This is a genomic window from Streptomyces sp. NPDC048523, assembly GCF_043199815.1.
Taxonomy (GTDB): Bacteria; Actinomycetota; Actinomycetes; order Streptomycetales; family Streptomycetaceae; genus Streptomyces.
The window spans coordinates 148,258-174,680 of sequence record NZ_JBICWQ010000009.1 but is presented as its reverse complement, the minus strand read 5'-3'; the positions used below and the strand labels follow the sequence as shown (position 1 = coordinate 174,680).

15 protein-coding genes are annotated in these 26,423 nt (G+C 71.0%); 3 read left to right on the top strand and 12 right to left on the bottom strand.

Features of this window, described 5'->3' with window-relative positions; translation table 11 throughout:
• Positions 1-50 precede the first annotated feature (50 nt).
• Positions 51-1,982 carry an acyl-CoA dehydrogenase family protein gene (locus tag ACGFWE_RS36340; protein ID WP_393604398.1) on the bottom strand — a complete coding sequence of 644 codons (1,932 nt, stop codon included), beginning with the start codon at positions 1,980-1,982 and terminating at the stop codon, positions 51-53.
• 691 nt (positions 1,983-2,673) lie between these two features.
• Here ACGFWE_RS36340 and ACGFWE_RS36335 point away from each other — a divergent pair.
• Together ACGFWE_RS36335 and ACGFWE_RS36330 are read left to right on the top strand one after the other, a co-directional pair.
• Positions 2,674-3,687, top strand: a complete 1,014-nt coding sequence (locus ACGFWE_RS36335; RefSeq protein ID WP_393604396.1) for a LacI family DNA-binding transcriptional regulator — start codon at positions 2,674-2,676, stop codon at positions 3,685-3,687.
• A gap of 84 nt (positions 3,688-3,771) precedes the next feature.
• Positions 3,772-5,811 carry a TIM-barrel domain-containing protein gene (locus ACGFWE_RS36330; protein WP_393604394.1) on the top strand — a complete coding sequence of 680 codons (2,040 nt, stop codon included), beginning with the start codon at positions 3,772-3,774 and terminating at the stop codon, positions 5,809-5,811.
• Positions 5,812-5,876: 65 nt separating this feature from the next.
• On the opposite strand, the gene ACGFWE_RS36325 is transcribed toward ACGFWE_RS36330, so the two are convergent.
• The 8 genes from ACGFWE_RS36325 to ACGFWE_RS36290 form a co-directional block, all read right to left on the bottom strand.
• Positions 5,877-6,497 (bottom strand): chorismate mutase, encoded by a 621-nt coding sequence (locus ACGFWE_RS36325; RefSeq protein ID WP_393604392.1) that lies wholly within the window; start codon positions 6,495-6,497, stop codon positions 5,877-5,879.
• Positions 6,498-6,532: 35 nt separating this feature from the next.
• Positions 6,533-7,243 (bottom strand): hypothetical protein, encoded by a 711-nt coding sequence (locus ACGFWE_RS36320; RefSeq protein WP_352389498.1) that lies wholly within the window; start codon positions 7,241-7,243, stop codon positions 6,533-6,535.
• A gap of 39 nt (positions 7,244-7,282) precedes the next feature.
• Positions 7,283-9,520, bottom strand: coding sequence for a glycoside hydrolase N-terminal domain-containing protein (locus tag ACGFWE_RS36315; protein WP_393604391.1), 2,238 nt, complete (start codon positions 9,518-9,520; stop codon positions 7,283-7,285).
• Positions 9,517-11,496 carry a beta-galactosidase gene (locus ACGFWE_RS36310; protein WP_393604389.1) on the bottom strand — a complete coding sequence of 660 codons (1,980 nt, stop codon included), beginning with the start codon at positions 11,494-11,496 and terminating at the stop codon, positions 9,517-9,519. Before ACGFWE_RS36310 ends, ACGFWE_RS36315 begins: the two co-directional genes overlap by 4 nt.
• Positions 11,496-13,700 (bottom strand): WD40/YVTN/BNR-like repeat-containing protein, encoded by a 2,205-nt coding sequence (locus ACGFWE_RS36305; protein WP_393604387.1) that lies wholly within the window; start codon positions 13,698-13,700, stop codon positions 11,496-11,498. Before ACGFWE_RS36305 ends, ACGFWE_RS36310 begins: the two co-directional genes overlap by 1 nt.
• A 146-nt stretch (positions 13,701-13,846) precedes the next feature.
• Positions 13,847-14,773, bottom strand: a complete 927-nt coding sequence (locus ACGFWE_RS36300; RefSeq protein WP_352389494.1) for a carbohydrate ABC transporter permease — start codon at positions 14,771-14,773, stop codon at positions 13,847-13,849.
• Entirely contained in the window at positions 14,770-15,822 is a 1,053-nt protein-coding gene (locus tag ACGFWE_RS36295; RefSeq protein ID WP_393604385.1) for an ABC transporter permease, read from the bottom strand. Before ACGFWE_RS36295 ends, ACGFWE_RS36300 begins: the two co-directional genes overlap by 4 nt.
• Positions 15,822-17,510 (bottom strand): extracellular solute-binding protein, encoded by a 1,689-nt coding sequence (locus ACGFWE_RS36290; protein WP_352389492.1) that lies wholly within the window; start codon positions 17,508-17,510, stop codon positions 15,822-15,824. Before ACGFWE_RS36290 ends, ACGFWE_RS36295 begins: the two co-directional genes overlap by 1 nt.
• Positions 17,511-17,837: 327 nt before the next feature.
• Between ACGFWE_RS36290 and ACGFWE_RS36285 the strand changes: the two genes are divergently transcribed.
• A complete protein-coding gene (locus ACGFWE_RS36285; RefSeq protein ID WP_352389491.1) occupies positions 17,838-20,693 on the top strand; it encodes a glycoside hydrolase family 3 C-terminal domain-containing protein in 2,856 nt (951 codons plus the stop codon).
• Between the two features lie 96 nt (positions 20,694-20,789).
• Here ACGFWE_RS36285 and ACGFWE_RS36280 read toward each other — a convergent pair whose 3' ends face one another.
• From ACGFWE_RS36280 to ACGFWE_RS36270, 3 genes are all read right to left on the bottom strand, one after another.
• Positions 20,790-22,235, bottom strand: a complete 1,446-nt coding sequence (locus tag ACGFWE_RS36280) for an aldehyde dehydrogenase family protein (protein ID WP_352389490.1) — start codon at positions 22,233-22,235, stop codon at positions 20,790-20,792.
• A gap of 136 nt (positions 22,236-22,371) precedes the next feature.
• Positions 22,372-24,030, bottom strand: coding sequence for a PucR family transcriptional regulator (locus ACGFWE_RS36275; RefSeq protein ID WP_352389489.1), 1,659 nt, complete (start codon positions 24,028-24,030; stop codon positions 22,372-22,374).
• A gap of 129 nt (positions 24,031-24,159) precedes the next feature.
• On the bottom strand, positions 24,160-26,283 hold the full coding sequence (locus tag ACGFWE_RS36270) for an ATP-binding protein (protein WP_393604382.1): 2,124 nt from the start codon (positions 26,281-26,283) through the stop codon (positions 24,160-24,162).
• Between the last annotated feature and the right edge of the window lie 140 nt (positions 26,284-26,423).

Below are 26,423 nucleotides of genomic sequence, written 5' to 3'. Positions count from 1 at the left end.
TGTGTGGGGACAGCGCGTCCCCCTCTCGGGGGGCGCGCTGTCGTGAGGGGTCAGCGGACGGGCCGGTGGACGTTCTCCTTCTCGGAGGGGCCGGGGGTCGTGTCCGCGATCCAGACGCCCTCGCCGGAGGGGTCGACGATGCCGTCCTCCAGCCAGGTGTAGATGCCGGACATGACTCCCTTGACGACCTTGTGGTCCTGGTCGTCGGTGTTGTTCCACAGGCGGCCGAAGAGTTCCTCGACGCGCAGGCGGGACTGGTGGCAGAAGGCGTCGGCGAGCTGGTAGGCCTCGCGGCCGTGGGACTCGGTGGTGTAGAGGAGTTCGGCGCGTACGCAGGCCGCGCTCATCGCGAAGAGTTCGGCGCCGATGTCGACGATCCGGCCGAGGAAGCCCTGCTTGGTCTCCATGCGGCCCTGCCAGCGGGACATGGCGTAGAAGGTGGAGCGGGCGAGTTTGCGGGACGTTCGTTCGACGTAGCGCAGGTGCGGCGAGAGGTCCACCTCGCGTTTGAACTCGGCGTACGAGGTGGGGAGTTGTCCTGGTCCGGCGACCAGTTTCGGGAGCCACTTGGCGTAGAAGACGCCCGCGTTCGCGCCTGCCTTCGCCTTGTCGCCGAGGGACTTCTCGGGGTCGATGAGGTCGCCGGCGACGGAGAGGTGGGCGTCGACGGCCTCGCGGGCGATCAGCAGGTGCATGATCTCGGTCGAGCCCTCGAAGATGCGGTTGATGCGCAGGTCGCGCAGCACCTGTTCGGCGGGGACCGCCTTCTCGCCGCGGGCCCTGAGGGAGTCGGCGGTCTCGAAGCCGCGGCCGCCGCGGATCTGGACCAGTTCGTCGGCGACGAGCCAGGCCATCTCGGAGGCGTAGAGCTTGGCGAGGGCGCCCTCGATGCGGATGTCGTTGCGGTTCTCGTCGGCCATCTGGGAGGACAGGTCAAGGACGGCCTCCAGGGCGAAGGTCGTCGCCGCGATGAAGGAGATCTTGGAGCCGACGGCCTCGTGGTGGGCGATCGGCTTGCCCCACTGTTCGCGGGCCGCGGACCATTCGCGGGCGATCTTCAGGCACCACTTGCCGGCGGCCACGCAGGAGGCGGGCAGGGAGAGGCGGCCGGTGTTGAGGGTGGTCAGGGCGATCTTCAGGCCCGCGCCCTCGGGGCCGATGCGGTTCGCCACCGGGACCCGGACCTGGTGGAAGCGGGTGACGCCGTTCTCGATGCCGCGCAGGCCCATGAAGGCGTTGCGGTTCTCGACGGTGACGCCGGGCGAGTCGGCCTCCACGACGAAGGCGGTGATGCCGCCCTTGTGGCCCTCGGACTTCGGGACGCGGGCCATGACGACGAGCAGGTCGGCGACCACGCCGTTGGTCGTCCACAGCTTCACTCCGTCGAGGATGTAGTCGTCGCCGTCGGGCACCGCGCTGGTCGCGAGGCGGGCCGGGTCGGAGCCGACGTCCGGTTCGGTGAGGAGGAAGGCGCTGATGTCGGTGCGGGCGCACCGGGGCAGGAACTTCTCCTTCTGTTCCTGGGTGCCGAACAGCTTCAGCGGCTGCGGTACGCCGATCGACTGGTGGGCCGAGAGCAGCACGCCGATCGCGGGGCTCGCGGAACCCGCGAGGGCCAGTGCCTTGTTGTAGTACACCTGGGTGAGGCCGAGGCCGCCGTACTTGGTGTCGATCTTCATGCCGAGGGCGCCGAGCTCCTTGAGTCCGGCAACGACGTCGTCGGGGATCCGGGCCTCGCGTTCGATGAGGGCGCCGTCCACCTTGGTCTCGCAGAAGTCGCGGAGCTTGGCCAGGAAGTCCTCGCCGCGCTGGGCGTCCTCGTCGGGGGGCATCGGGTGGGGGTGGATGAGGTCGAGCCGGAAACGCCCGAGGAACAGTTCCTTGGCGAAGCTGGGCTTGCGCCAGTCCTGCTCCCGGGCGGCCTCCGCCACTTCGCGGGCCTCGCGCTCGGTGACGATCGGCTTGGTGGACGGTGCGGACATCAGGCTCACCTCGTCGTGAATCGGGATCATGGGGGCCGTATGGTTACCGACGGGTGCTACCCGATCGTATGTACCCGATCCCGGGCGAGGTCACCACCCCTCGCGCGGCCGTTCGGCCGATGTCGACGGAAGACGACCGGGTGTCCAGTGGGCCCCCGCCGCCCGTTCCCGCGGGCCGGACACCCGGCATGGACGCCCCCGGCCGCAGCCCGCCCACCGGCCTGGTCAGCTTCTTCTTCGCCGCCGACCCCACCGACGCCCTGCGCGGCCACAAGATCATCGCGGCCGCACGTCAACAACCCCGACGAGGGCCGGAGCGCCGACGACTTCACCCCCGAGCGCTGCGTCGACCTGGTCCGGGCCGCCGTCGGCATCCCCGACCTGCGCCCCCGCCGCGCGTCCGTGCGGGTCGGTCCACCGGCCGGGCTCCGCGTGCCCGGTCCATGGCCCCCCGGCGGCCGGCCGTGGTAGGCAAGAGGCCCGCGGTCCGCGGAGGCCGGGAACGGCCGGGCCGGCGTGGGTCTGTTGCCTGCGGATCCTCCTGCGTGCGGTGCGTACTCCGCAGTCCTTGTCGAAGCGCTTCGACAACCTATGGACACCCACTCCCGGGGGAGCTACTGTCGAACCACCCCCACCCACACCTGTTCGCACTGCGCACTGTCGAAGCGCTTCACAAAGCTTGGAGAGCTGGATGGTCACCCTCGCCGAGGTCGCCCAGCACGCCGGAGTCTCGGCGAGCACGGTGAGCTATGTCCTCAGTGGCAAGCGGTCCATCTCGACGAGCACCCGGCAGCGGGTCGAGGAGAGCATCCGCGAGCTCGGCTACCACCCGAACGCCGGTGCCCGCGCGCTCGCCAGCAGCAGGTCGAACATCATCGCGCTGATGATCCCGCTCCGCACCGACATGTACGTGCCGGTGATGATGGAGATCGCCATCGCGGTGGCCACCACCGCGCGGACGCACGGCTACGACGTCCTGCTGCTGACCGGCGAGGAGGGCCCCGACGCGGTGCGACGCGTCACCGGCAGCGGGCTCGCCGACGCGATGATCCTGATGGACGTCGAACTCGACGACGAGCGACTGCCGTTCCTGCGCGGCACCGACCAGCCCTCCGTGCTCATCGGCCTCCCCGCCGACACGTCCGGGCTCACCTGCGTCGACCTCGACTTCCGGGCCACCGGCGCCCTGTGCGTCGAGCATCTCGCGAAGCTCGGTCACCGCGACATCGCTGTCATCGGCGAGGCTCCAGCGGTCTACGAACGGCACACCGGTTTCGCCGAGCGCACTTTGGACGGACTCCGGTCGCGCGCCCAGGAGTTGGGCGTACGGCTGCTGCACCGGCCGTGCGAGGGCGGGTACGACGCGATGGCCGTGACCCTCGCCCGGATCCTCGACGAGCGTCCGTCCACCACGGGCTTCGTCGTGCAGAACGAGCAGGCCGTGGAGCCGCTGCTCGCGCTGTTGCGCCAGCAGGGCCGGGCCATTCCCGAGGACGTCTCGGTGGTCGCGATCTGCCCCGAACAGGTCGCCGTGCAGGCCTCGGTGCGGCTGACGTCGGTCGCCATCCCCGCCCAGGAGATGGGCCGGCACGCCCTGGAGCGGCTGGTCGCCAAGCTGGAGGGCCGCGGTGAGGACGAAGTCGTCCTGATCGAGCCCGAGTTGACGGTCCGGGCGAGCACGGGCCCGGCACCTTCGGTGTCCTGACACCTCACCCACCGGACCTCACACACCACGCATCGCGTGCCTGTGCGGCACGCCCCTGTCTGCATTCCCTCAGGAGCACTCCTCGTGAATCAGCCTGCCGAAATCCAGCCCAAGGTCAGTCTCGCGCAGTCGTCCCCCACCGTCGGCACGTTCCGGGAGCGGGACGGCGCGCTGGAGTGGAGCGGGCGCCAGGAGACCGTGCGCATCGAGCCCTGGGGCCCGGACGCCGTGCGGGTGCGTGCCCGGCTCGGCGGGCCGATCCTGGAGGGACTGCCGGGCGCCCTGCTCGACGAGCCGCCGGCCACCGAGAGCACGGTCAAGACCGGGGACGGGGAAGCCTGGTTGACGGTGGGCGCGCTGACCGTCCACGTCGACGCCGAGGGGCAGCTCCGCTTTGTGCGCAGCGCGGACTCGGCCGAGCTCCTCGCGGAGGCCCGCGCCCACTTCTGGTGGCCCGGCTCGCGTCTGTACACGGCGGTCGGCAACGGCCACCACCGTCTGGAGCAGCGCTTCGCCGCCTACGACGACGAGAAGCTGTACGGCCTCGGCCAGCACCAGCACGGCAAGCTGGACCAGAAGGGCCTGGTCCTCGATCTGATCCAGCGCAACGCCGAGGTCGGCATCCCGGTCCTCGCCTCCAGCCGCGGCTACACCCTCCTCTGGAACAACCCGGCGATCGGCCGCGTGGAGCTGGCCCGCAACGGCACGCGCTGGGTGGCCGACTCGGCCCGCCAGATCGACTACTGGATCACCGCGGGCACCCCGGCCGACGGCCAGCGCCGCTACAGCGCGGTGACCGGCCGTACGCCGATGCTGCCGGAGTGGGCGGCCGGTTTCTGGCAGTGCAAGCTGCGCTACCGCACCCAGGAGGAGCTCCTGTCGGTGGCGCGGGAGTACAAGCGGCGCGGGCTGCCGCTCTCCGCGATCGTCTGCGACTTCTTCCACTGGACGCACCTCGGCGAGTGGAAGTTCGACCCGGCCGAGTGGCCCGACCCGGCGGCGATGGTCCGTGAACTGGAGGAGCTGGGCGTCAAGTTGGTGGTGAGCGTGTGGCCGTCGGTGTCGCCGCTCAGCGAGAACCACGCCCTGATGGAGCAGCGCGGCCACTTCATCGGCACCCAGTACGGTCCGATGGCGCACGCCGACTGGCCCGACAAGGGGGTCGCCTCGACCGTCCAGGTCGCCTTCTACGACGCCACGAACCCGGAGGCCCGGGAGTTCATGTGGTCGAAGATCCGCGACAACTACCTTGCCCCGTACGGCATCACGGCCTTCTGGCTGGACGCCTGCGAGCCGGAGCTCAAGCCCGGTTTCCAGGAGAACCTGCGCTACTGGGCGGGTCCCGGTCTGGAGGTCGGCAACATGTACCCGGCCGAGAACTCCCGCACCTTCCACGAGGGCCTGACGGCCGCCGGCGAGGAGGTCATCACCCTCAACCGCTCCGCCTGGGCAGGCAGTCAGCGCTACGGCGCCGCCCTGTGGTCCGGTGACATCGGCACCGACTTCCCGACCCTGCGCGAGCAGATCGCGGCCGGCCTGAACACCGCGATGTCCGGCATCCCGTGGTGGAACACCGACATCGGCGGCTTCCACGGCGGCGACCCGGACGACCCGGCGTACCGCGAGGTCATGGTCCGCTGGTTCCAGTTCGGCGCGCTGTCCCCGCTGATGCGGCTGCACGGCTTCCGCGACCCGGGCATGCCGCTGGGCCCGGACATGACCGGCGGCCCGAACGAGGTGTGGTCGTACGGCGAGGAGGCCGGCGCGATCCTCGAGAAGTACCTGCGGCTGCGCGAGCGGCTCAAGCCGTACGTCCTGAAGGTCATGCGCGAGGCCCACGAGGAGGGTCTGACGCCGATGCGCCCGCTGTTCCTGGAGTTCCCGGACGACCAGGCGACGTGGACGGTCGACGACGCGTATCTCTTCGGCGCGGATCTCCTGGTCGCCCCGGTGCTCACGGCGGGGGCGACGGCCCGTACGACGTATCTTCCGGCGGGCGCGACCTGGACGGACGCGTGGACCGGGCAGACGTACGAGGGTGGCAGGACGGTGACCGTGGACGCCCCGCTGGACCGGATTCCGCTGTTCCTGCGGGACGGCGCGCAGCTTCCGGTGGCGGAGTAGCGACACCGACAGCGGCCGGTCCCACGGGGGTGGACCGGCCGCTTCGTCGTGTGGGGGTATGGGGATCAGCTTCCGCAGACCGAGCGCAGGGCGCGGGCCAGGGCCCGGGTGTGCAGGGCGTCGAGGTGGTCCTCGTGGTGGACCTGGAGGCCGGCCAGCGCAAGTTCGGGGCGGCAGGTGAACGCGTCCCGGTCGTCGGCGGTGGTGGCGAGAGCCTCGACCAGGGCGCTGGTCACGCGGTTGATCTCCTGCCGTACGACGCTCAGGTCGGGCTTGGTCGTCGGCGCCTGGTCGGGGTGGTCGGTCCAGCGCTGGAACAGGCCGCGCTGGACGAGCTTGTTGGCCTCGATCTGGTCACGGAAGACCACGCGGATCTCGTCCGGGTCGGCGCCGAGCTGCTGGGCCTGGGCGGCGACGTTGTCGAGGACCTGCTGTTCGCGGGCGGGGTCGTCGATGGGGCTGTCGGTGCCCCACTTGGCGGCGGCGACCAGGTCGGCGGTGGCGAGGCGTTCGGCGGCGAGTTCGACGACGGGATGCAGGGCGGAGAGGGGGTGGGCGATGGCGTGGGGTGCCGCGGCCGTCCCGGAGACGGGAACCGCGACCGCGGAACCCGTCGCGGTGAGAACGACGGCCGCGGTCGCGGTCACGGTGATCAGGGCGCGTCGGAGGGGGGTGGTGGTACGCATGCCCCCATCAAACCCGACCCTGCCCCACGATCAGGTCAACTGCTGCTTACGGTCAGGTTGTTGGCGGTGAAGTTGAGGCCACCGGACGAGCTGGTGATCTCGAAGCCGAACTGCACGTCGCCGATGGTCTCGTTGCCGAACCAGCCCTTGGTGTCCTTGATCCACTTCAGGATCGGGAGGATGTTGACCGTGCCGGAGCTGGAGTTGGAGGTGCGGACGAAGGAGAAAACCTGGTTCGCTCCGTTGGTGCCCTTGTAGACGGTCCAGGTGTGGCCGCCGAGCGTCACGTTGCCCTGCGAGGTGCCGAGCGGGCCGACGGCTCCGGTCTTGTTGACCCAGAGCATGATCTCGTAGTCGTAGTCGGTGTCCCAGATGTCGTACGACGTGTTGTACGCGCCGGACGAGGGGACCGAGACGTTGTAGCTGCTGGAGAGCGAACCGAGCGAGGTGATCGACTTGTTGATCACCTTCTTGGAGTTGGGGTAGGACTTGATGCCGCCGGTGTTGGGGTGGTTGGCGTTGACGCCCCAGTTGGTGCCGGAGTTGGCCCAGATGCACTGGCTGCCGGCGCCGGAGCCCCAGATGTTGTTGTAGAGGGTGTAGCCGTTCAGGCTCGTGTTGGCCCACTGGTCGCAGGAGCTCCAGACGGCGGCGGACGCGGGGGCCGAGGCGAGTCCGACGGTGGCGCCGAGGGCCATCGCCGGGGCCAGTACCGCCATGGTGATCTTGCGTAGGGTGCTTGCCATGGTGTCCCTTTCCATGGGTGGGGGGAAATGCGGGGGGAGTTACCACGCCTCCAGACGGATGACGTGGTCTTCTCCGGCGACGAGGTCGAGCGGCTCGGTGCCGGAGGAAGTCCTCAGTTCGACGCGGTGGCTGCGGGTGGGGCGCAGCACCACGGTCGCTTCGGTGGGGCTCCAGGTGAGGTCGAGTGCGGCCCCGAACCTGGTGCGGATGCCCCGGAGTTCACCTCGGGGGCAGCTGGTGGGGAGTGCCGGGAGGAGCACCAGCCGGTCCGGTGTCGACTGCACGAGCATCTCGACGAGGACGGCGGGCAGGGTGTGGGCGGCGTCCGCGTTGTAGACGTTGCGGTGCGGGTAGTGCGCGCTCATCAGCGAGGCGTGGAAGAAGTCGCCCTTGAGGACCTGGCCGAGGGCGTGCGCGACGCGTTCGCCGTCTCGCAGGCGGGCCGCGACGAGGGCGTGGTGGAGGTGGCCGTGGGCGGAGTCGTTCTCGGAGCCGCGCAGTTCGAGGGCGCGGTGGGCGGCCCGGGCGAGGTCGGGGGTGTCGTAGGGGGTGATCTCGTCGAGCGGCCAGACGCCGTAGAGGTGGCTGAGGTGGCGGTGGTCGTAGGTGTCGTCGAGGCCGGGCCAGGCCCATTCGGCGAGGGCTCCGTCGGCGTTGATCCGGTGCGGTGGGAGCCGGTCGGCGAGGGCCCGCCAGACGTCCGCCTTCTCCGGGTGGTAGGCGGCGGCCGTGAGCAGGGCGTGCCGGGCGGCGGAGAGGTCCATGGCCGCGTTGATCGCGCCCCAACTGGCGTTGGCCGGTCGGTTCTCCGGCGAGTAGGAGGGGACGACGACGAGATGGCCGTCGGCGTCCGTGCGGGTGAGGAAGTCCTCGTAGAAAAGGGCGAGTTCGGCGAGGGCGCGGGCGGTGCGCGGGTCCTGTTCGCCGCGGGTCTCGTCGTGGTCGACGAGAGGCTTGAGCAGCCAGTCGGCGCCCGCGGTCCACAGGTGCAGCGGGTACTCGCGGCTGAAGTGGTACGTCAGCCCCGACTCGCCGTCGGAGTGCGGCGGGGCGACGACACCCCGGGCGCCGAAGATCTCGCGGGCGTTGTCCTGCCAGTCCGGCAACTGACGGTCAATCAGACAAGCGAGGGCTTCCGTCACTTCGGGAAGGGCCGCGGACGTGGCGGACGCGGTCTGGAGGTTGACGTTGGCGTCGCTGGTGAAGGCTCCCGACCATGCCGTGTCCCAGTCGCCGGTCCACAGGCCGGTGAGGCGGGGCGGGAAGAGGCCGCTCGAAGAGAGCAGGTGGTAGCGGCCGGCGGCGAAGAGGCGTTCCAGGAGGGCGGGGCTGTCGGGCCTCGCCAGCAACTCCGAGCCGGGCAGGGCGCGTTCGTCGGGGTCGGCGGCGAGGTCGAGGGTGACGCGTTCGTAGGCGGTGCGGTGGAGGGTGGTGTGTCTGTCGAGGAGCCGGGCGTAGGTGACGGACCCCGGCTCGGATCCGGACCCGGATCCGGACCCGGATTCGGACTCGGTCTCGGGGACCAGGTCGCGCAGGGCCTCGACGTGGGGTGCCGTGTCCAGTTCGCCGGTGTGGCGTACGACGCGGGTCAGCAGCAGGACGGACTCGGCGCCGGTGACGTGGGCGCCGGGCGGGATGAGCGCGGTGCGGCCGCCCGTGGGGACGACCAGGGTGATGCCGGTGTAGCGGCGGTCGCTGTCGGGATAGCGGACCCGGAGGGTGAGGAGGGCCCCGCCGGCGGCACGGACGATGCTCTGGCCGATCATCAGGGTGCCGGGGGCGCCCGGGAGCCGGTGGTCCAGTGAGACGACCAGGTCCGCCGCCTCGACGTGCTGGACGATGACGTCGTCCGCGCGGGAGACGAAGACCTGGCCGCGCCACTGCTCGCACTCGGTGCGCAGGACGCCGGTGGTGAAGTCGACGGACCTGCGGTAGCCGGCGACGGCGGCGCGCGGACGGCGCAGCCTGATGTGGAAGGCGGGGTGGAAGGGCTGCACCCACTGCAGCGGGCGTCCGTCGGTGAAGCGCTCGGCGGCGTCGAGCTCGCCGGCGAGCAACCGGTCCTGCAGCGCGGGGAGTTCGGCGGCGAGACGGGGCGGGCGGGCGTGTTCGGCGCCGTTGGGGCGGACCAGGGTGTGATGGGTGACGACGACCCGCTCGTCGTTCGGCTCGCCGAAGAGGAGGGCGCCGTGGTGGCCGTTGCCGCTGAGGAAGCCGTCCTCCCAGCGCGCGGCCGGTTCGGGTTCCCAGGTGCCGTGGACGGGTCCGTCGGTCATGGCCGCAGCACCGCCACGCCGTAGCGGCCCAGCGCGACCCGGTCCGTGACGGAGTGCCCCGTCAGCAGGTCCTGGTGGGTGCCGGTCACGTCGACCGTCACCGGCTCGCGGCCGTGGTTGAGCAGGAAGAGCAGGTCACCGCGGCGGACGGCCTCGACCTGGTCGGGCAGTCCGGCGAGGACCGGTCGTACGCCCGCACCCGCGGCGATCCCGGTGAGCAGCTCGCGCAGGGCACCAGGCTCGGGAAGCGTCGAGAGGTACCAGGCGCGACCCTTGCGCAGCACGGCGGGCAGCCCGTCGAGCTCACCGCCCTTGTACGAGGCCTCCGCTGTGGCGTCCTCGGTCTTGTCGATCTCCTCCGACCACAGGGTGCCGTGGAAGCCGCCTGCCGAGCCGTCGCATTCCGCGTGCTCCCCCGCGTCCAGCGGCCACCACTCGTGCAGGGTGCGGATGCCGAACAGCTCGCGCAGCCGGGCGTCCATGCCGCCGGGACGTACCCGGTCGTCCTCGTCGGCGACGCCGGTGAGGAAGCCGGAGACGAGGGTGCCGCCCTGGCGGACGTAGGCGAGGAGGTTGTCGATCGCCGCGTCGGTGAGGGCGTAGAGCTGGGGGACGACGACCACCTTGTAAGCGGTGAGGTCGTGTTCGGGGTGGGCGAAGTCGGTGGTGAGGTGGGCCTCCCACAGGGCGCGGTGCCAGGCCCGCAGCACGTCCGGGTAGTCGGCCTCGTGGGAGAGCCGGCCGTCCTGGGCGCCGGCCCACCAGGCGTGCCAGTCGTGCAGGACGGCGATGTCGTTGGTGGAATGACTGTCCGTCACATATCGCGCTATGACGGCCAGTTCGGCGCCGAGTTGCTTGACCTCCTGGTAGGTGCGCCCCTCCTCCCCCGCGTGGCTGACCATCCCGGAGTGGAACTTCTCCGCGCCCTGCCGGGACTGGCGCCACTGGAAGTAGCAGACGGCGTCGGCGCCGCGGGCGACGGCCTGCAGGGACCAGAGGCGGTTCAGGCCACGGGGCTTGGGGTGGTTCACACCTCGCCAGTTGACCGGCCCCGCGGCCTGCTCCATGAGCATCCAGGGACCGCGTGCCTGCGAGCGGGTCATGTCCTGCACGAGCGCGCCCTGTTGTGCGCCCAGGGGATCACGCGGATCCGGATAGAGGTCGACGGATACGACGTCCTCCTCCTCGGCCCAGCGCCAGGCGTCCTGGCCGACCCACATCGGCATGAAGTTGGTGGTCACCGGGGTGTGCGGGGTGGCCCGGCGGACGATGTCCCGCTCGGCGAGGTAGCACTCCAGGAGCATGTCGGAGGTGAACCGCTTGAAGTCCAGCACCTGGGTGGGGTTCTTCATGTAGTGGGCCTGGCGGGGTGTGTGGATCTCGGCCCAGTCGCCGTAGCCCTGGCTCCAGAAGGCGGTGCCCCAGGCGGAGTTGAGGGCGTCGAGGGAGCCGTACCGGTCCTGCAGCCAGGTGCGGAAGCGGGCGGCGGCCTGGTCGCTCCAGTCGTAGGTGCAGTACTCGTTGTTGATGTGCCACATGGTGAGGGCCGGGTGGCCGCCGTAGCGGGCGGCGAGGTCCTCGGTGATGGCGGCGGCGTAGCGGCGGTAGGTGGCGCTGGAGTGCGAGAAGTGCTGGCGTCCGCCCCAGTACTCGGTGCGGCCGTCCTCGGTGACGGGCAGGGTGTCGGGGTGCAGGTGGCCCAGCCACGGCGGCGGGGAGGAGGTGGGGGTGGCGAGGACGACCCCGATGCCGTTGTCGTGCATGAGGTCCATCAGCCGGTCCAGCCAGCCGAAGTCCCGCTCCCCGGGCCGCGGTTCGAGCTTCGCCCAGGAGAAGACGCCGAGCGTGACGGAGTTGACGCCGGCGGCCTTCATCAGCCGGACGTCGTCCTGCCAGGTCTCCTCGGGCCACTGCTCGGGGTTGTAGTCGCCGCCGTAGAGGATGCGGCCGTTGGTCACCGCGCTCAGCCCGGCCATCAGACGGGCTCCCCGTACTGGATGCCCCGGCCGTTGGTGGCGATGTAGACGCGGCCGTGGATCCGCGGGTCGGCGGCGATGGCCGCGCCGATCCAGCCCCACTGGTGCCGGTCGTCGTTGACGCGCACCCAGCTCTTCGCGCCGTCGTCGGAGCGGTACACGCCGGTGATCGCCTCGGTGGAGCCGACCATGTAGATCGCGGGCTGGTCGGCGCCCTTGGCCGCCTTGCCGAAGGCGAGGGTGTGCGAGGCCCAGCAGCTGGTGAGCTTGGTGAAGGTCGCTCCGCCGTCGGTGGACCGGTACAGGCCGTTGGTCTTGGTGCTCAGCCACAGGTCGCCGGAGCGCCCGGGAGCCGCGGTCAGCTGGAACTGGCTGTCGCCGGAGGGCAGTCCGCTCGCGCGCCCGGTGAAGGTGAGGCCGCCGTCCGTGTTGGCGAACAGGGTGCCGGTGTCGGTGTCGAACGCGTAGAAGCGCGCCGGGTCGACGGGGTCGGCGAGCGGGGTGGCGCCCTTGGGGTAGCCGGCGACCTCGGTCCAGGTCGCTCCGTTGTCGGTGGAGCGCTGGGCGGGGTACTTGGTGCCGTCCCAGTGCACGAAGGTCCACAGCAGCACGCTGCCGTCGGTGTTGGTGGCGATCGGCCCCGGCGCGTCCTTGGCCTGAGCCGGCTGGGCCGCGAAGGGCGCCCACGTCCTGCCGCCGTCGTTCGAGAAGGCGCCGTTGCCGTGGTCGCCGAAGCCCGTGCGGACGACGTACGAGGGCTTGGCCGCGGCCTGGGCGAGTCCCGTCGCCGACCCGAACACGGGGTTGCTCGCCATGCCGCGTGACGGTGACGCCGTGAGCCGCTCGTGGTACATCACCCCGATGTCCCCGAGCCCGCTGAGCAGGTGCGCCTCCCCGCTCGGGGGCGAGATCAGCTGCCGTACGGAGGTCTCCTCCAGGCCGCGGATCTGCGGGGCCCAGTGTTTCAGGTCCCGGGTGCCGTAGAGGGTGGCGCCGGTGCCGTAGACGATGTGCTTCGAGTCGTACGGGTCGACGGCGAGGGCCTGGATCCACCAGCCGAACTTGGGTTCGTCGGCTCCGAAGGTGAGGAACGGCGTCTCGGAGACGTCGAGGACCGCGGAGTCCTTCAGGGAGGTCCAGGTGCGGCCGCCGTTCGTGGTCCGGTACAGGGTGTCGACGGCCGCCCAGCGGTTGTTGGTGGAGACGACCACCGTGCCGGGGCGACGGGCGTCGACGGCGACTCCGCCGTAGGCGAAGGTGTCGGAGGAGCCGTCGCTCGTGGTCCCGCCGGGCTTCACGGGCGTGACGTCGCTCCACGTGCCGCTCGCCGTGGCCAGCTTGTGCACACTGCCGTCGGACTGCCCGTTGGGGCCGGGCGCGTTGGCGTAGGTGACGTACAGCTCGCGGGTGTGGCAGTCGTACGCGGCCCGGATCGGCACCTTGGCGGAGGTACCGGAGGGCTGCTCGGGGACGGCTTCCCAGGTGGTGCCGTCGGAGGTGCGGTACAAGTTGGCGGCGGTGCCGTCGGAATCGCCCCAGCCGGCGTAGACGCTGCGGCCCGCGGCGACGAGGAGGGTGATGCCCTGGCCGGCGGCGCTGGGGGTGGCCGGGAAGCTCACGGCCTTCCAGGTCGCGCCCCGGTCCGTGGACTTGAGCAGCCCGTCGTGTCTGGTCCCCAGCCACAGCGTGTCACTGTCCCGCGGATCGACGAGCAGCCGCTCGCCCGCCCCCCGCCCGTCCTCGTTCCCACCGAGCTTGACGGTGAGATCGGTACGGGCCCAGGTGGCACCACGGTCCTCGGACCGCAGGACCGCCCCGTTTCCTGCCCAGGACTGGGCGTAGGTGCCGAGCGCGAGGTAGACCCGGTCGGGGTGGGCGGCATCGACGGCCATGGCCTCGACACCGAGGAGGTTCCAGTCGTCCCAGCCGAGATCGTCGTTGAGCGGAATCCAGCGAGCGCTCCGCTCGTCCCAGCGATAGGCCCCGCCGATGTCGGTACGGGCGTAGGCGAGTCCGCGCACGGAGGGGTGGAAGAGAACACCGGTGACGAATCCGGTCCCGCCGATGGCTACTTGGCGCCAGCGGTAGGTGGGGGTGGGTGAGGCGGCTTCCGCACGCCCTTGGAGGGAGGGAACGGTGGTGAGCGCGGCGGCAGCCGCGGTCCCGGCCAGAACAGCACGCCGGCTAAGCCTGGACGTAAGCATGACAAACCTCGCTCTGAACTAAGGGAAAGTGAGCCCCCTCAGGGGCGCGGGACTGCATCGATGTGCGGCTCCGCCGCGTGGGCGCGACCAGCCACCACGAACCCGCAGCCGCCGGACGATCGAAAGCCCCCCTGATCAGGCGCAGGTCACCCCTTCACCGCGCCCGTCAACATGCCCTTCTTGAAATGCCGCTGCACAAACGGAGAAGCAATCGCCACCGGAATCAACGCCAGCACCATGACGGCCATCTGCAATCCCAGCGCCGACAACTGCCCCGTACGAACCGCCTGCTGCAACCCCGTCGGATTCGCCGTGTTCTTCTGCACCAGCTGAATGAGCACGTTCTGCAACGGCATCATGTCCTGGTCGCTCAGATAGATCGACGCGTTGAACCACGCACTCCAGTAACCGACCGCGTAGAACAGTGAGATCACGGCCAGCACGGCCCGGGACAGCGGCATGATGATAGTCAGCAGGATCCGCACGTCCCCGGCCCCGTCGATCCGCGCCGACTCGGTGAGTTCGGGTGAGATCCCCATGAAGAAGGCCCGCAGTACGAGGATGTTGAAGACGCTGACCGCGCTCGGCAGGATCAGGGACAGGTAGGTGTCCGTGAGTCCGAGCGACTGCACCAGCAGGTACGTCGGAATGAGCCCGGCGCCGAAGAACATCGTCGCCATCATGGTCACCAGGAAGAAGCGGTGCCCCAGACTCCCCGGCCGGGACAGTCCGTAGGCCGCCAGTACCGACACCGCCATCGAGAACAGCGTGCCGAAGAGGGTGACCCCGACGGACACCATGATGGCCCGGCTGACCTGCCCCCCGCTGAGCAGTTCCGTGTAGTTGACGAAGGTGATGCCCTGCGGGATCACGACGAGTCCGCCGACCCGGTCGATCACCGGCTTCGGGGAGAGGCTGGTGACGATGACGATCCACAGCGGACCGAGCACGCCCAGGCAGCACAGTGCCAGGAAGCCGCTCTTCGCGGTGATGCCGGCCTTGCTGGGCTCCTCCTCCCACGCGGGTCGGGCGGGGGCCTTGAGGCTGCGGACGAGCTGCGTGTTGAGGCTCACTTCTGGTACACCCCCTGCTCGCCCAGCAGGTGTGCGAACTTGTTCGCGGCCAGGACGAGACACACTCCGATGACTCCCTTGACGAGGCCGACCGCGGCCGCGTAGCTGAAGTCGCCGTTCTGGATACCCATGTTCCACACGTAGGTGTCGAGGACCTCGCTGGCCCCCACACCGACCGCGTCCCGCTGGAGCAGGAACTGCTCGAAGCCGACGCTGAGCGCGTCGCCCACCCTCAGGACCAGCAGCAGTGCGATCACCGGGCGCAGCGCGGGCAGCGTCACGTGCCACATGCGGCGCCAGCGCCCGGCGCCGTCCATGGCGGCGGCCTCGTACAGGTCGGTGCTGACGGCGGCCAGCGCGGCGAGGAAGACGATGATCCCCCAGCCGGCGTCCTTCCAGACGGCCTGCGCGGTGACCAGGTACTTGAACAGGTCCGCGTTGGTCATCAGGTCGAAGCCGGTCCAGCCGTGGTCCTCCAGGGTCTGGGCGATGATGCCCGCGCCGCCGAAGATCTGCTGGAACACGGTGACGACGAGGACCCACGAGAAGAAGTGCGGCAGGTACATGATCGCCTGCGCCACGGCCCGTACCCGGGGCCGGATCACGCTGTTGATGAGCAGCGCGAGGGCGATCGGGATCGGGAAGAACAGCACCAGTTGGAGCACGAACAGCAGGATGGTGTTCTTCGCGGCACCCCAGAACAGCGGGTCGTCGACCATCCGCGAGAACTGCTCCACGCCGACCCAGGGGCTGTGGAAGATCGCGGTGACGCCGTTGCTGGAGATGTAGGGGTCGTAGTCCTGGAAGGCGACGATGTTGCCGAGCAGCGGGACGTAGTTGAAGAGCAGGAGCAGGACCATGACGGGCAGCGTCATCAGGATGAGCGTGCGGTCACGGCGCAGCCGGGTCCGGAACGGGACCTTGCCGGCCTTGCTCGCCCTGCGCGGTATCCGCTCCTTGACCACCGCGGCGGTGACCGCGGCCGTCGGCTCCTCGACGGCCGCGGGAGGACGAGTCCCGTCGGGCCTGCTCCCGGCCGTGAGAGACATCAGTTGCCGCTGCCGTTCTTGTCGATGAGCTGCTTGTACCAGTCGCGCAGCTTGTCACCGCCGGAGGACTTCCAGGTGGAGATGGCCGACTGCACGTCGGACAGCTTCTTGTGGCCCCGGACGTAGTCGATCTCCAGCTGCTCGAACTGGCTGGACAGGTTGGCGTAGCGGGTCGGCTCGACGATGTTCATGCCGAACGTGGACGTCTTCTTCATGAAGGCACCCATCCGCTGCTGCCACTCGACCTGCTTGCGGGCGACCTCGGGGAAGTCGGGGTGGGCGAAGTACGCGGCCGGCGCGGCCAGCATCACCCAGGCGTTGAGCACCTCGGAGTTGCCGAGGTCGTTCTTGACCGGGATGCCGTCCTTGACCGTGTAGTGGGTGCCCTCGACGCCGTAGTCGACGAGCATCCGCTCCTTGGTGCCGTAGGGCGCGGCCGAGAAGTTCGCGGCGGCCAGCGCGTTCTCGATCGTCGTCTTCGAGGCGCCCTTGCGGATCAGCGACCAGATGGTGGCGGGCTGGGACGCGTACAGCTTCGGATTGCCGCCGTCGGCGCCGAAGATGTCCATGGCGTCGATCACGAGGTCCGGGTTGGACTGGGCCTGTTCGGAGACCTTCCCGTACCAGTCGGCGATGTTGGTGCACCAGACCAGGGTCTGCCCGGCGGTGAACCGCTGGCCCGGGTCACCCGAACGCGCCTTGTCGTCGGGGTGGACCACACCCGCGTCGTACAGCTTGCGGACCCACTCCAGGGCTTCCAGGTACTCGGGCTGCTCGACGCGGTACGTGAGCTTGCCGTCGGAGCCGATGTCCCAACCGATCGTCCCGGAGCCGCGGACACCGAAGATGTTCCACGCGGACCAGGTCATGTCACCGCAGGCCCACACCTTGGCCTTGGAGCTGGTGGCCTCCTTGGCCCAGCTCATGAACTCGTCGGCCGACTTGGGTACCGAGTAGCCCTTCTTGTCGAAGACGTCCTTGCGGTACAGGGACGCGATCCAGTTCGCGGTGGCGGCCGGCATCGGTATGCCGCGCAGCGCACCGCCGAAGATGCCCATGCGCCAGGCGTCGGAGGGGATCGCGGCCAGGTTCGGGTACTTCTTGACCTTGTCGCCCGCCAGGTAGGGGCCGAGGTCCATGAACTTCGCGGTGACCGCGTTGGAGATCTTGCCGACCAGTTCCCAGCCGGGCACGACCACCATGTCGGGTATGGAGCTGGAGGCGAGGACGGCGCCGAGTTTCTGGCCGTACGTGTTGCCGTCCTGGTTCTGCCAGGTGATCTTGGTGCCCGCGGCGGCGTCGAGCGCCTTGTAGTAGGCGCAGCCGGCCTTCGGCGGGGAGCCCCAGAACGGCGACATGATCTTGACGGGGGCGCCGGTGCCGAGCTTGTCCGGGACCGAGGCCTTCAGGGCCGCGAGGTCGACCTTGCCCGTGTAGCCGGCGGCCGAGCCGTTCTTGGACGGCAGGTCCGGGTTCGCGACCGTGCTGGCGACGAACGCCGGGAGCAGCTTGTCCGCGGCCTTGCCCGACGTGGTCCCCTCGCGCTCGCCACCGCCCGAATCCCCGCAGGCGGCAAGCAGCGGCATCCCGCCCGCCACCGCTGCGGTGGCGACCGCGGTGGAGGCTAGGAAGCTTCTCCGGCTCGGCCCGGAAGGACCTGAGGAGGGGGCGGCGGCGTTCGGCGTCATTGCGTCAACCCTTCATGGCGCACCAGGACACCCGGCGGTGGAGCCGTCGGCTGCGGTGTCTTGAGTGGAACTGGCTGAGCTGAAGCGATGCATCGACCATGACGACGGAATCCGTAGTCGAAGCGCTTCGATGTTGCTGTGAGGTTAAGTGAACACCCAGGGGTGCACAAGGGTCGATCCCAAGATTCCTCCGCGGTAGGAGAGGTGACCTTTTCTTATGCACCGCTTGAAGTGACGGTGTGGATCTCTTGACACCCACCCCGAAGTCGAATGAGCATCGAAGCGCTTCGAAAGCATCGAACCGATCCATCACAAGGGGATCCCCACGTGACCGCACACCCGCCGCACACACCGCCATTTCGCGATCCGCACCTGCCGTTCGCGAAGCGCATCGACGATCTGCTGTCGCGGCTGACCCTCGACGAGAAGATCGGATTCCTGCACCAGTTCGCACCGGCCGTCGAACGGCTCGGCATCGCCGCGTTCCGCACCGGCCAGGAGGCGCTGCACGGCGTCGCATGGATGGGCCCGGCGACGGTCTTCCCGCAGGCGGTGGGCCTCGGCGCGACCTGGAACACCGATCTGGTACGGCGGATCGGCGAGGCGGTGTCCAAGGAGGTCCGGGCGATGCGCGCCCGCGACGACCGGGTCGGCCTCAACATCTGGGCGCCGACGGTCAATCTGCTCCGCCATCCGCTGTGGGGCCGTAACGAGGAGGGCTACTCGGAGGACCCGAAGCTCACCTCGGCCATCGCCACCGCCTACACCCAGGGGCTGCGCGGCGACCACCCCACGTACTGGCGCACGGCCCCGGTGCTCAAGCACTGGCTGGCCCACAACAACGAGACGGACCGGGCCACCTCGTCGAGCTCGGTGCGTCCCCGGGTGCTGCACGAGTACGACCTGCGCGCCTTCCGCGAGGCGGTCGAGGCGGGCGCGGTGGCCGGCGTGATGCCGGCGTACAACCTGGTCAACGGCCGCCCCAACCACGTCTCGCCATATCTGCGCGAGCAGCTGCGCACCTGGACCGAGGAGGAGCTGCTGGTCTGCTCGGACGCGGGCGCGCCCTCCAACCTGGTCGACCACGAGCACTACTTCGACACCCACGAGGAGGCCACCGCCGCCTCCCTCAGGGCCGGGGTCGACAGCTTCACCGACCACGGCACGGACAGCTCGCAGATGATCGCGCGCATCCAGGGGGCCCTCGACCAGGGCCTGCTGACCGAGGCCGAGATCGACGCCGCGGTCCGCCGGCAGCTCTCGGTCCGCTTCCGGCTCGGTGAGTTCGACCCGCACGACGACCCGCACGCCGGCGTCAACGACTTCGACACCCCGGCACACCGCGCGCTCGCCCAGGAGGCCGCCGAGCAGGCGATCGTGCTGCTCGGGAACGACGGCGTGCTCCCGCTCGCCCCCGGCACCCGGCTCGCCGTGGTCGGCCTGCTCGCCGACGAGTGCAAGCTCGACTGGTACAGCGGCGCGCTCCTCCACCGCTCCACCCCGTTGGAGGGGCTGTACGAGCGGTTCGGCGCCGAGCGGGTGGAGTTCGCGGAGGGTGTGGACCGGGTCCGGCTGAAGACCTCCGCCGGTACGTTTCTGCACGTCCTGGCCTCCGAAGCTGGCGAGGACGAGGCGCGCGGTGCCGAAGGCGCCCTGGACCCGGCGCTGCTCGCGGGCCGCACGGACCTGCCGCCGCTGACGACCGACGCGACCGGCACCGAGTTCGCGCTGATCGACTGGGACGAGGGCGTCCTCACGCTCCGCGCCCCCGACGGCCGCTATCTCTCCGTCGCCGAGGACGGCTATCTGCGTGCCTCCGTCGACCAGCCGGGGGGCTGGATCGTCCAGGAGACCTTCCGTCTGGAGCAGCACGGCAGCGGTCACCTCCTCAGGCACATCGGTACGGGCCGCCACGTCTGTGTGGCCGCGGACGGAGTAAAGGTTGCCGACGAGAACCCGGAACCCCGGGCGCAGCCGGAAGTCTTCGAGCTGATCATCGCCGAACGCGGCGAGGACGCAGTGACCCGCGTCACGTCCGAGGCCGACGTCGTCCTGGTGGTCGCGGGCAACGACCCGCACATCAACGGCCGCGAGACCGAGGATCGCGCCTCCCTGCGGCTCCCCGCCCACCAGGAGCGCCTGCTGCGGGCGGCGCGCGCCGCGAACCCCCGCACGGTCCTGGCCCTGGTCTCGGCCTACCCCTACGCGGTCGACACGTCCGGCCTGGCCGCGGCCCTGTGGACGGCTCACGGCGGCCAGGCGGCCGGTACCGCCCTGGCCCGCGTCCTGGCCGGGGACGTCTCCCCCGCCGGCCGCCTCCCGCAGACCTGGTACGAGAGCGACGCGGACCTGCCCGGCCTCCTCGACTACGACGTCATCGGCAGCCGCCAGACGTATCTCTACTTCGAGGGCACGCCCCTGTTCCCGTTCGGCCACGGGTTGTCGTACGCGTCCTTCTCGTACGGCGATCTCACCTCCCGCGTGGCGGAAGGGACGGTGCACGTCTCGTTCACGATCACGAACACCGGTGACGTCACCGCCGACGAGGTCGCCCAGCTCTACACCCGCGCGATCGACCCGGCCCTGCCCCGCCCGCGCCGCGAACTGGTGGCCCACCGGCGCGTGACGCTCACCCCGGGTGCCAGTCAGGAGCTCTCCTTCGAAGTAGCGCTGCACGCCTTCGAGTTCTGGGACGTGGCAGAGGGCCGGTGGCGTCTGGAGCCGGGCCCCTACGAGCTCCTGGCCGGCGCCTCCAGTGAGGACATCCGGCTGCGGGCGACGGTGGTGCTCGACGGCGAGCCCGGCGCACCGCGCCCCGTGCTCCAACGGGGCCTGGAGGGCGCGGACTTCGACGAGCAGAGCGGTGTCGAGATCGTCGACCGGACCAAGACGGCGGGCGACGCGGTGACGGCCGCCGAGGGCCGTACCGGTGAACTGGTCTACCGGCACTGCGACTTCGGCACCGGCGTCAGCGAGGCGACGGTGACGGTGTCCGGCGAGGGCTCGGTCGAACTGTCGCTGGACGGGGGCGCGGTGCTCGCCGCCTGGGAGGTGGCGGAGTCCGGCTCCGGGCCGTACGACTACACCACCGTCGGCGCCGGGTTCGTCGCCGAGGGCGTGCACGACGTCCACCTCAGGCTGCGCGGCCCGCTGCGGCTCGCGCAGGTCGGCTTCTCCGGTTGAGGGACCGGACCGGCTGACGACAAGAAGAGGCCCGGCACCGGAAGGCATCGGCGCCGGGCCTCTTCGAGGACCCTATATGGAAATGGTTCCCATTAGCTAGAGAGCGAGCCCCGTCAGCACCAGTACCCGCTCGTACGTGTAGTCGTCCATCGCGAACTTCACGCCCTCGCGGCCCACACCGGACTGCTTGACGCCGCCGTACGGCATCTGGTCGGCGCGGTAGGAGGGCACGTCACCGATGACCACGCCGCCGACCTCGAGGGCGCGGTGGGCGCGGAAGGCGGCCTGCAGGTCGTGGGTGAACACACCCGCCTGGAGGCCGTACTTGGAGGAGTTGACCGCGGCGAAGGCCGCCGCCTCGCCGTCCGCCTTCTGCACGGTCAGGACGGGCCCGAAGACCTCCTCGCAGGAGATCGTCGTGTCGGCCGGGACGTCGGCGAGGACGGTCGGCGCGTAGGAGGCGCCGTCGCGGTCGCCGCCGGTGAGCAGGGTGGCGCCCGCCTCGACGGCCTCCTTCACCCACGCCTCGACGCGCACCGCCGCGTCCTCGCTGACCAGCGGGCCCACATCGGTCTTGTCGTCGGCCGGGTCGCCGGTGACCTGGGCCTCGACGGCGGCGACGATCCGCGGGAGCAGCCGGTCGTACACCGACGCGTCGGCGATCACCCGCTGCACGGAGATGCAGGACTGGCCGCCCTGGTAGTTGGAGAAGGTCGCGATGCGGGTGGCGGCCCAGTCGAGGTCGGCGTCGGAGGCGTAGTCGCCGAGGACGACCGCGGCGCCGTTGCCGCCCAGCTCCAGCGTGCAGTGCTTGCGGGGCACCGAGTCCATGATCGCGTAGCCGACCTTCTCGGAACCGGTGAAGGAGATCACGGGCAGGCGCTCGTCCTGGACGAGGGCGGGCATCCGGTCGTTCGGGACGGGCAGGATGCTCCAGGAACCCGCGGGCAGCTCGGTCTCGGCGAGGAGGTCGCCGATGATCAGCCCGGACAGCGGGGTCGCCGGGGCCGGCTTCAGGATGATGGGGGCGCCGGCCGCGATCGCCGGGGCGATCTTGTGGGCACAGAGGTTGAGCGGGAAGTTGAAGGGCGCGATCCCGAGCACGACGCCCTTCGGGAAGCGCCGGGTCAGCGCGAGACGGCCCTGACCGCCGGGGTCGGTGTCGAGGCGCTGGGCCTCACCGCCGTTGAACCGCCGGGCCTCCTCCGCGGCGAACCGGAACACCGAGACGGCACGGCCGACCTCCCCCCGGGCCCACTTGACCGGCTTGCCGTTCTCCGCGGAGATCAGCTGGGCGATCTCCTCGGTGCGCTCGACGAGCCTGCGGCTGACGTGGTCGAGGGCGGCGGCGCGGACGTGGGCGGGCGTGGCGGCGAACTCGTCCCGTACGGCGTACGCGGCGGCCACGGCCTCCTCGATCTGCTCGTCGTCCGGCACGGCGACCTTGCCGACGAGCCGGCCGTCCCACGGGGAGGTGACGTCGAAGGTGTCCTCGCCGGTGACCTGGCGGCCGGCGAGCCAGAAGGCGTGGGTGGAAGTCATGTCCCCACGGTAGGCCCGCGGGGGCGGGATCGAATTTGTCCGGGGTGGCGCAGCGGAGGCCGCGGACACTCCGGTTCGGCACTCCCGGCTCCCGGCTCCCGGCTCCCGGCTCTCGGCTCTCGGCTCTCGGCTCTGTCTATTCCGCCGAGGCCGTCTTCAGTGCCAGCCACAGCTCCATCCGTACGTCGGGATCGTCCAGCGACCGCCCGAGGATCTCCTCGACCCTGCGCATCCGGTACCGCAGGGTGTGCCGGTGGACGCCCAGGTCGGCGGCGGCCGCGTCCCACTGGCCGTGCCGGGAGAGCCAGGCCCGCAGCGAGGCGACCAGGTCGCCCCGGCCGGTCGCGTCGTGCTCGTACAGCGGCCGCAGCAGCCCGTCCGCGAAGGCCCGTACCGCGTCGTCGGCGAGCAGCGGCAGCACCGATCCGGAGGCCAGCTGTTCGTGCTCGACGCAGACCCGGCCGCGCCGCCGGGCGACCGAGAGCGCCTGCTCGGCCTGCTTGTAGGCGGCCGCGGCGGCGATCGGTCCGGCGGGGGCCGAGACGCCGACGACCAGTTCCGCCTCGTCCCCGGCGCCCACCTGCTCGCGGGTCCGCGCCGCCTCCAGCGCCACCGCGTACTCCCCGCACGCGGTGAGGGCGGCCCCGCCGTCCGCGGCCAGCACCACCAGGCGCTCCCGCTCGGGCACCACGAGCACGGTCTCGCCGGAGCGGGCCGCCGCGGACTCCACGATCTCGGTGAGCGCCCCGAGCGGATCGCCGTGCGTGTCGGCGGCCGCGGCGAGGGCGGCGGCGGAGGGGACCCGGGCGGGGGCGTCGGCGGCGATCCGCACGGACGACACGGCGACCGTCTCCGCCACGATCAGCCGGAAGGGCGCGTCCAGGAGACCGCCGTACAGGTCGCCCGCGACCGTGCGCGCGTGCTCCGGCTCCCCCGCGAGCAGCATCCGCAGCACGGCCGCCCCGATCCGCTGCTCGGCGGCGTGCAGGGAGCGGGAGCGCTCGGTGGTGAGCGTCAGCAGCGCGATCGCCGAGTGCACCGCGTACCGCTCCGCCGTACCGAGCGCGGCAGCCGTCCCCACCGCCAGTGCCGCCCGCGGCCGCCGGCCGGTACCCAGGGAGTGCAGCTCCACGCGGTCGTCGTTGTCGGAAGTGCCGGCTCCCCCGACCACGGCGGAGGCGGGTGCGGGCCGCTCCCGCAGCCGTTCGACGTCGGCGGTGATGCGCGCGGCCCGGCGCCCGGCCCACTCCGGCGCGGCGGCGACGACGGCTCCCGAGGCGTCGTAGAGCGCCGCCCAGCCGTCCACCTGGGAGGCGAGCGCGGCCAGCAGCCCCTCCGGGCCGTCGGTCAGGGCCTGCCTGGTCAGTTCCCGCTGGGCGGCGAAGCCCGCCGTGACGGAGCGGTACTGGTCGGCCGCGATCGCCGCGGACACGGCCTTGCTGATGGCGAGGAAGGGGGTGCGGCGCGGCACCTCCAGCAGCGGGAGCCCCTCGTCGCGGGCGGCGTCGACAAGGGCCTGGGGGATCTCGTCGTAGGTGACCCCGACGGCGAACCCGAGCCCCACCACCCCCGCCCCGGCCAGCCGCTTCACATACCGCCGCATCGCCTCCGGATCCGCCGCGTCCAGCTTGAGCGCGGTGATCAGCAGCAGCTCCCCGCCCTCCATGTAGGGGACGGGGTCGGCGAGCTCGCTGACATGCGCCCAGCGCACGGGCACGTCCAGCCGGTCCTCCCCCGCGCGCACGGTCAGCTTGAGCGCGGAGTGGTGGACGAGCGAGGCGAGGGTGGGTGGCATGGGGCCTGGGACCTTCGAAGAGGTGTGCGAAGAAACCTGCGGGGAGGTGTGATCTTTTGGCCGGTGTGTATGAACGGCCTGTGACGATTCTGCCTCACCGTACGGTCCTCAGGTCACGCCCTCACGTCGTCATCCCCGCAGATCCACCAGCAGCGGCGGCGCGTGCTCACCCGTCACCGTGGTCAGCGACAGCACCGCGTGCCCGGGCGGCACCCCGTGCGCCAGCTCGGACGCGGACCACCGCTCCCGCTCGACCTGCCGCACGGTCACCGCCCGCGCGGTCGGCGCCTTGCCGGTGATGACCCGGCGCACCGCGTGCAGCGCCTTGCCGGCCGGCGTCTCGGCGATGATCTGCCGGTCGGTGACGTCCCGCGCCTCGATCCACTCCTTGCCCCACACCTCGGCGAAGTCCTGCCCGTCCCACGGGGTGAGCCCGGACAGCGCCATCCGGCACCCGATGGCGCCGAGCAGAGGCCCGCGCAGTGGCCGCGGTACGTCGTCCAGGGTCCGCAGCGTCAGCACCACTCCTGCATTGCCGGAGCGCAACCGCTGCACGCCCCGTACGGCCTCCGGCGTCACGACCCCGGTGGCGTCGTCGACGACCAGGCAGGCGAACAGCGACCGGTCCTCGCGCACCGCGACGCTCGCCGTGAACTGTGCCAGCACCAGCCGCGCCAGGATCCGGGAGGCGTCGGCGTGCCCGCGCTGCGGCAGGTCGATCCGCACCCGGACGGGGTGGTCGAGGGCCTTCAGCGAGAACGGCCGCGACTGCCCGGACGAGTCGGAGCCCGCGCTCTGGAAGAACGTGGCGAAGGCGGGCCGGTCGAGCAGCGCGACCCGGTCCGCGAGAATGCCCCCCACATCCCCCGGGTTCCCCATCTGCCGCTCCCGCGCGTCGAGTTCGCGCAGCAGCGACTCCTGCCCGGAGTCCTCGAGGCCCTTGCGCAGCGCGGCCATCGGCCGGGGCGCGCCGTCGAGCAGCTGCCGCAGCTCCGGTACGGAGGGGAAGCGGCCGTGGACCGCCCGGAACGGTCCGAGGAGCTGGGCGAGCACGGTGGTGGAGCGCCGGGTGTCGCCCCCCTGATGAGGCTCGGCGAGGTCCCCGACGAGCGCCTCGGCGAGCACGGCCGCGGCTTCGTCCGGATCGGTCGTCCCCCCGTACAGGTCGAGGTCGTACACCGACTCGGGATTCCCGATCTGTACGACGACGTCGTAGGCGTCGGCCGGTCCGAGCCCGGCGCCCGCGGCACCGACCACCACGACGGCGGCCCGCCCGGCGAGCGCGTGCAGACACAACGACTCGGCGATCGGCCTGACGACGGTCCCGGTCTTCCCGGACCCGGCCGGCCCGACCGCGAGCAGCGAGGTCCCGAGCAGCTCGGGGCCCAGCCCCAGTCCGGCTCCCCGATAGGCGTACGGGTTGCGGGCGTCGTCGGCGGTGGTCCCCAGCCGTACCTGGCCCGTGAGGAGGTCGTGCCGGGCGAGCCGTGCGGGCAGATCCCGCTCCCCGGAGGGGTGCACACAGGCGGCGGCGCCCTCCTGGAGCACGGCACGGGTGAACGTGGCGAGGCTGAACCGGCCACTGCGTACGCCTTGCCAGGCCCGCGCGATCCGGGCATGGTCCACGTCCCGCATCAACCCGGCCCTGGCCTCGGCCGCCAGCCGCTCGGCAGCGTCGACGGCACCGACGGCACGAAGCTGGGACCATTCGGCGGGATCCTGTTCGGGGGCGGGCGGCGGCTCGTGGGCGGGAGCGGCTTGCCGCCAGGCGGGGGGCCCGAAGCGACGCCAGACCTCGCCCCAGCGGCCGAGTCGACCGACGGTGATCATGATCGCAAGGGCGATCATGAGGTACCAGGCGTAGCTGATGATCACACGGCCGAAGGAGTGCGGATCCGTCCAGGAATCCGGGATCATCACATAGAGCGGTAGAAGCCACCACCCACCGAGGTACCCGTTCCACAGCAGCGACCAGATCAGCCAGCCCACCAGGAACGCGATCACCGCTCCGCTGACCAACTGCCGTGCCGGAATCTGTTCGCGCTCCTCATGCGCCCGCGCCTTGTGCCCGAACCTCCACACACCCGGTGCGGCATCCGGCCGGGGCGTGCGCAGCCACGTCAGGAAGGCCGACCCGTCCGGAAGCGGCGGCACCCCAGGCGCCTGGGACGGCATCGGCGGCATCCCCGACCGTGCCCGCGGCACAGGATTCGCATGCGTACCCCGCGCGTCCTGCGTCCCGTCGCTGTCCATCGCCCCTGCTCCCTGACCAGCCGTTCCGTCCACCGTCAGCGGCCAATCTAACGCCCCCGCCAGGGGAGTTCACTGCTTACGCGGCCGGGCGTCGTGGCCGGCGCCATGTCCACCGCGGACAACCCGTTCTCCGGACAACG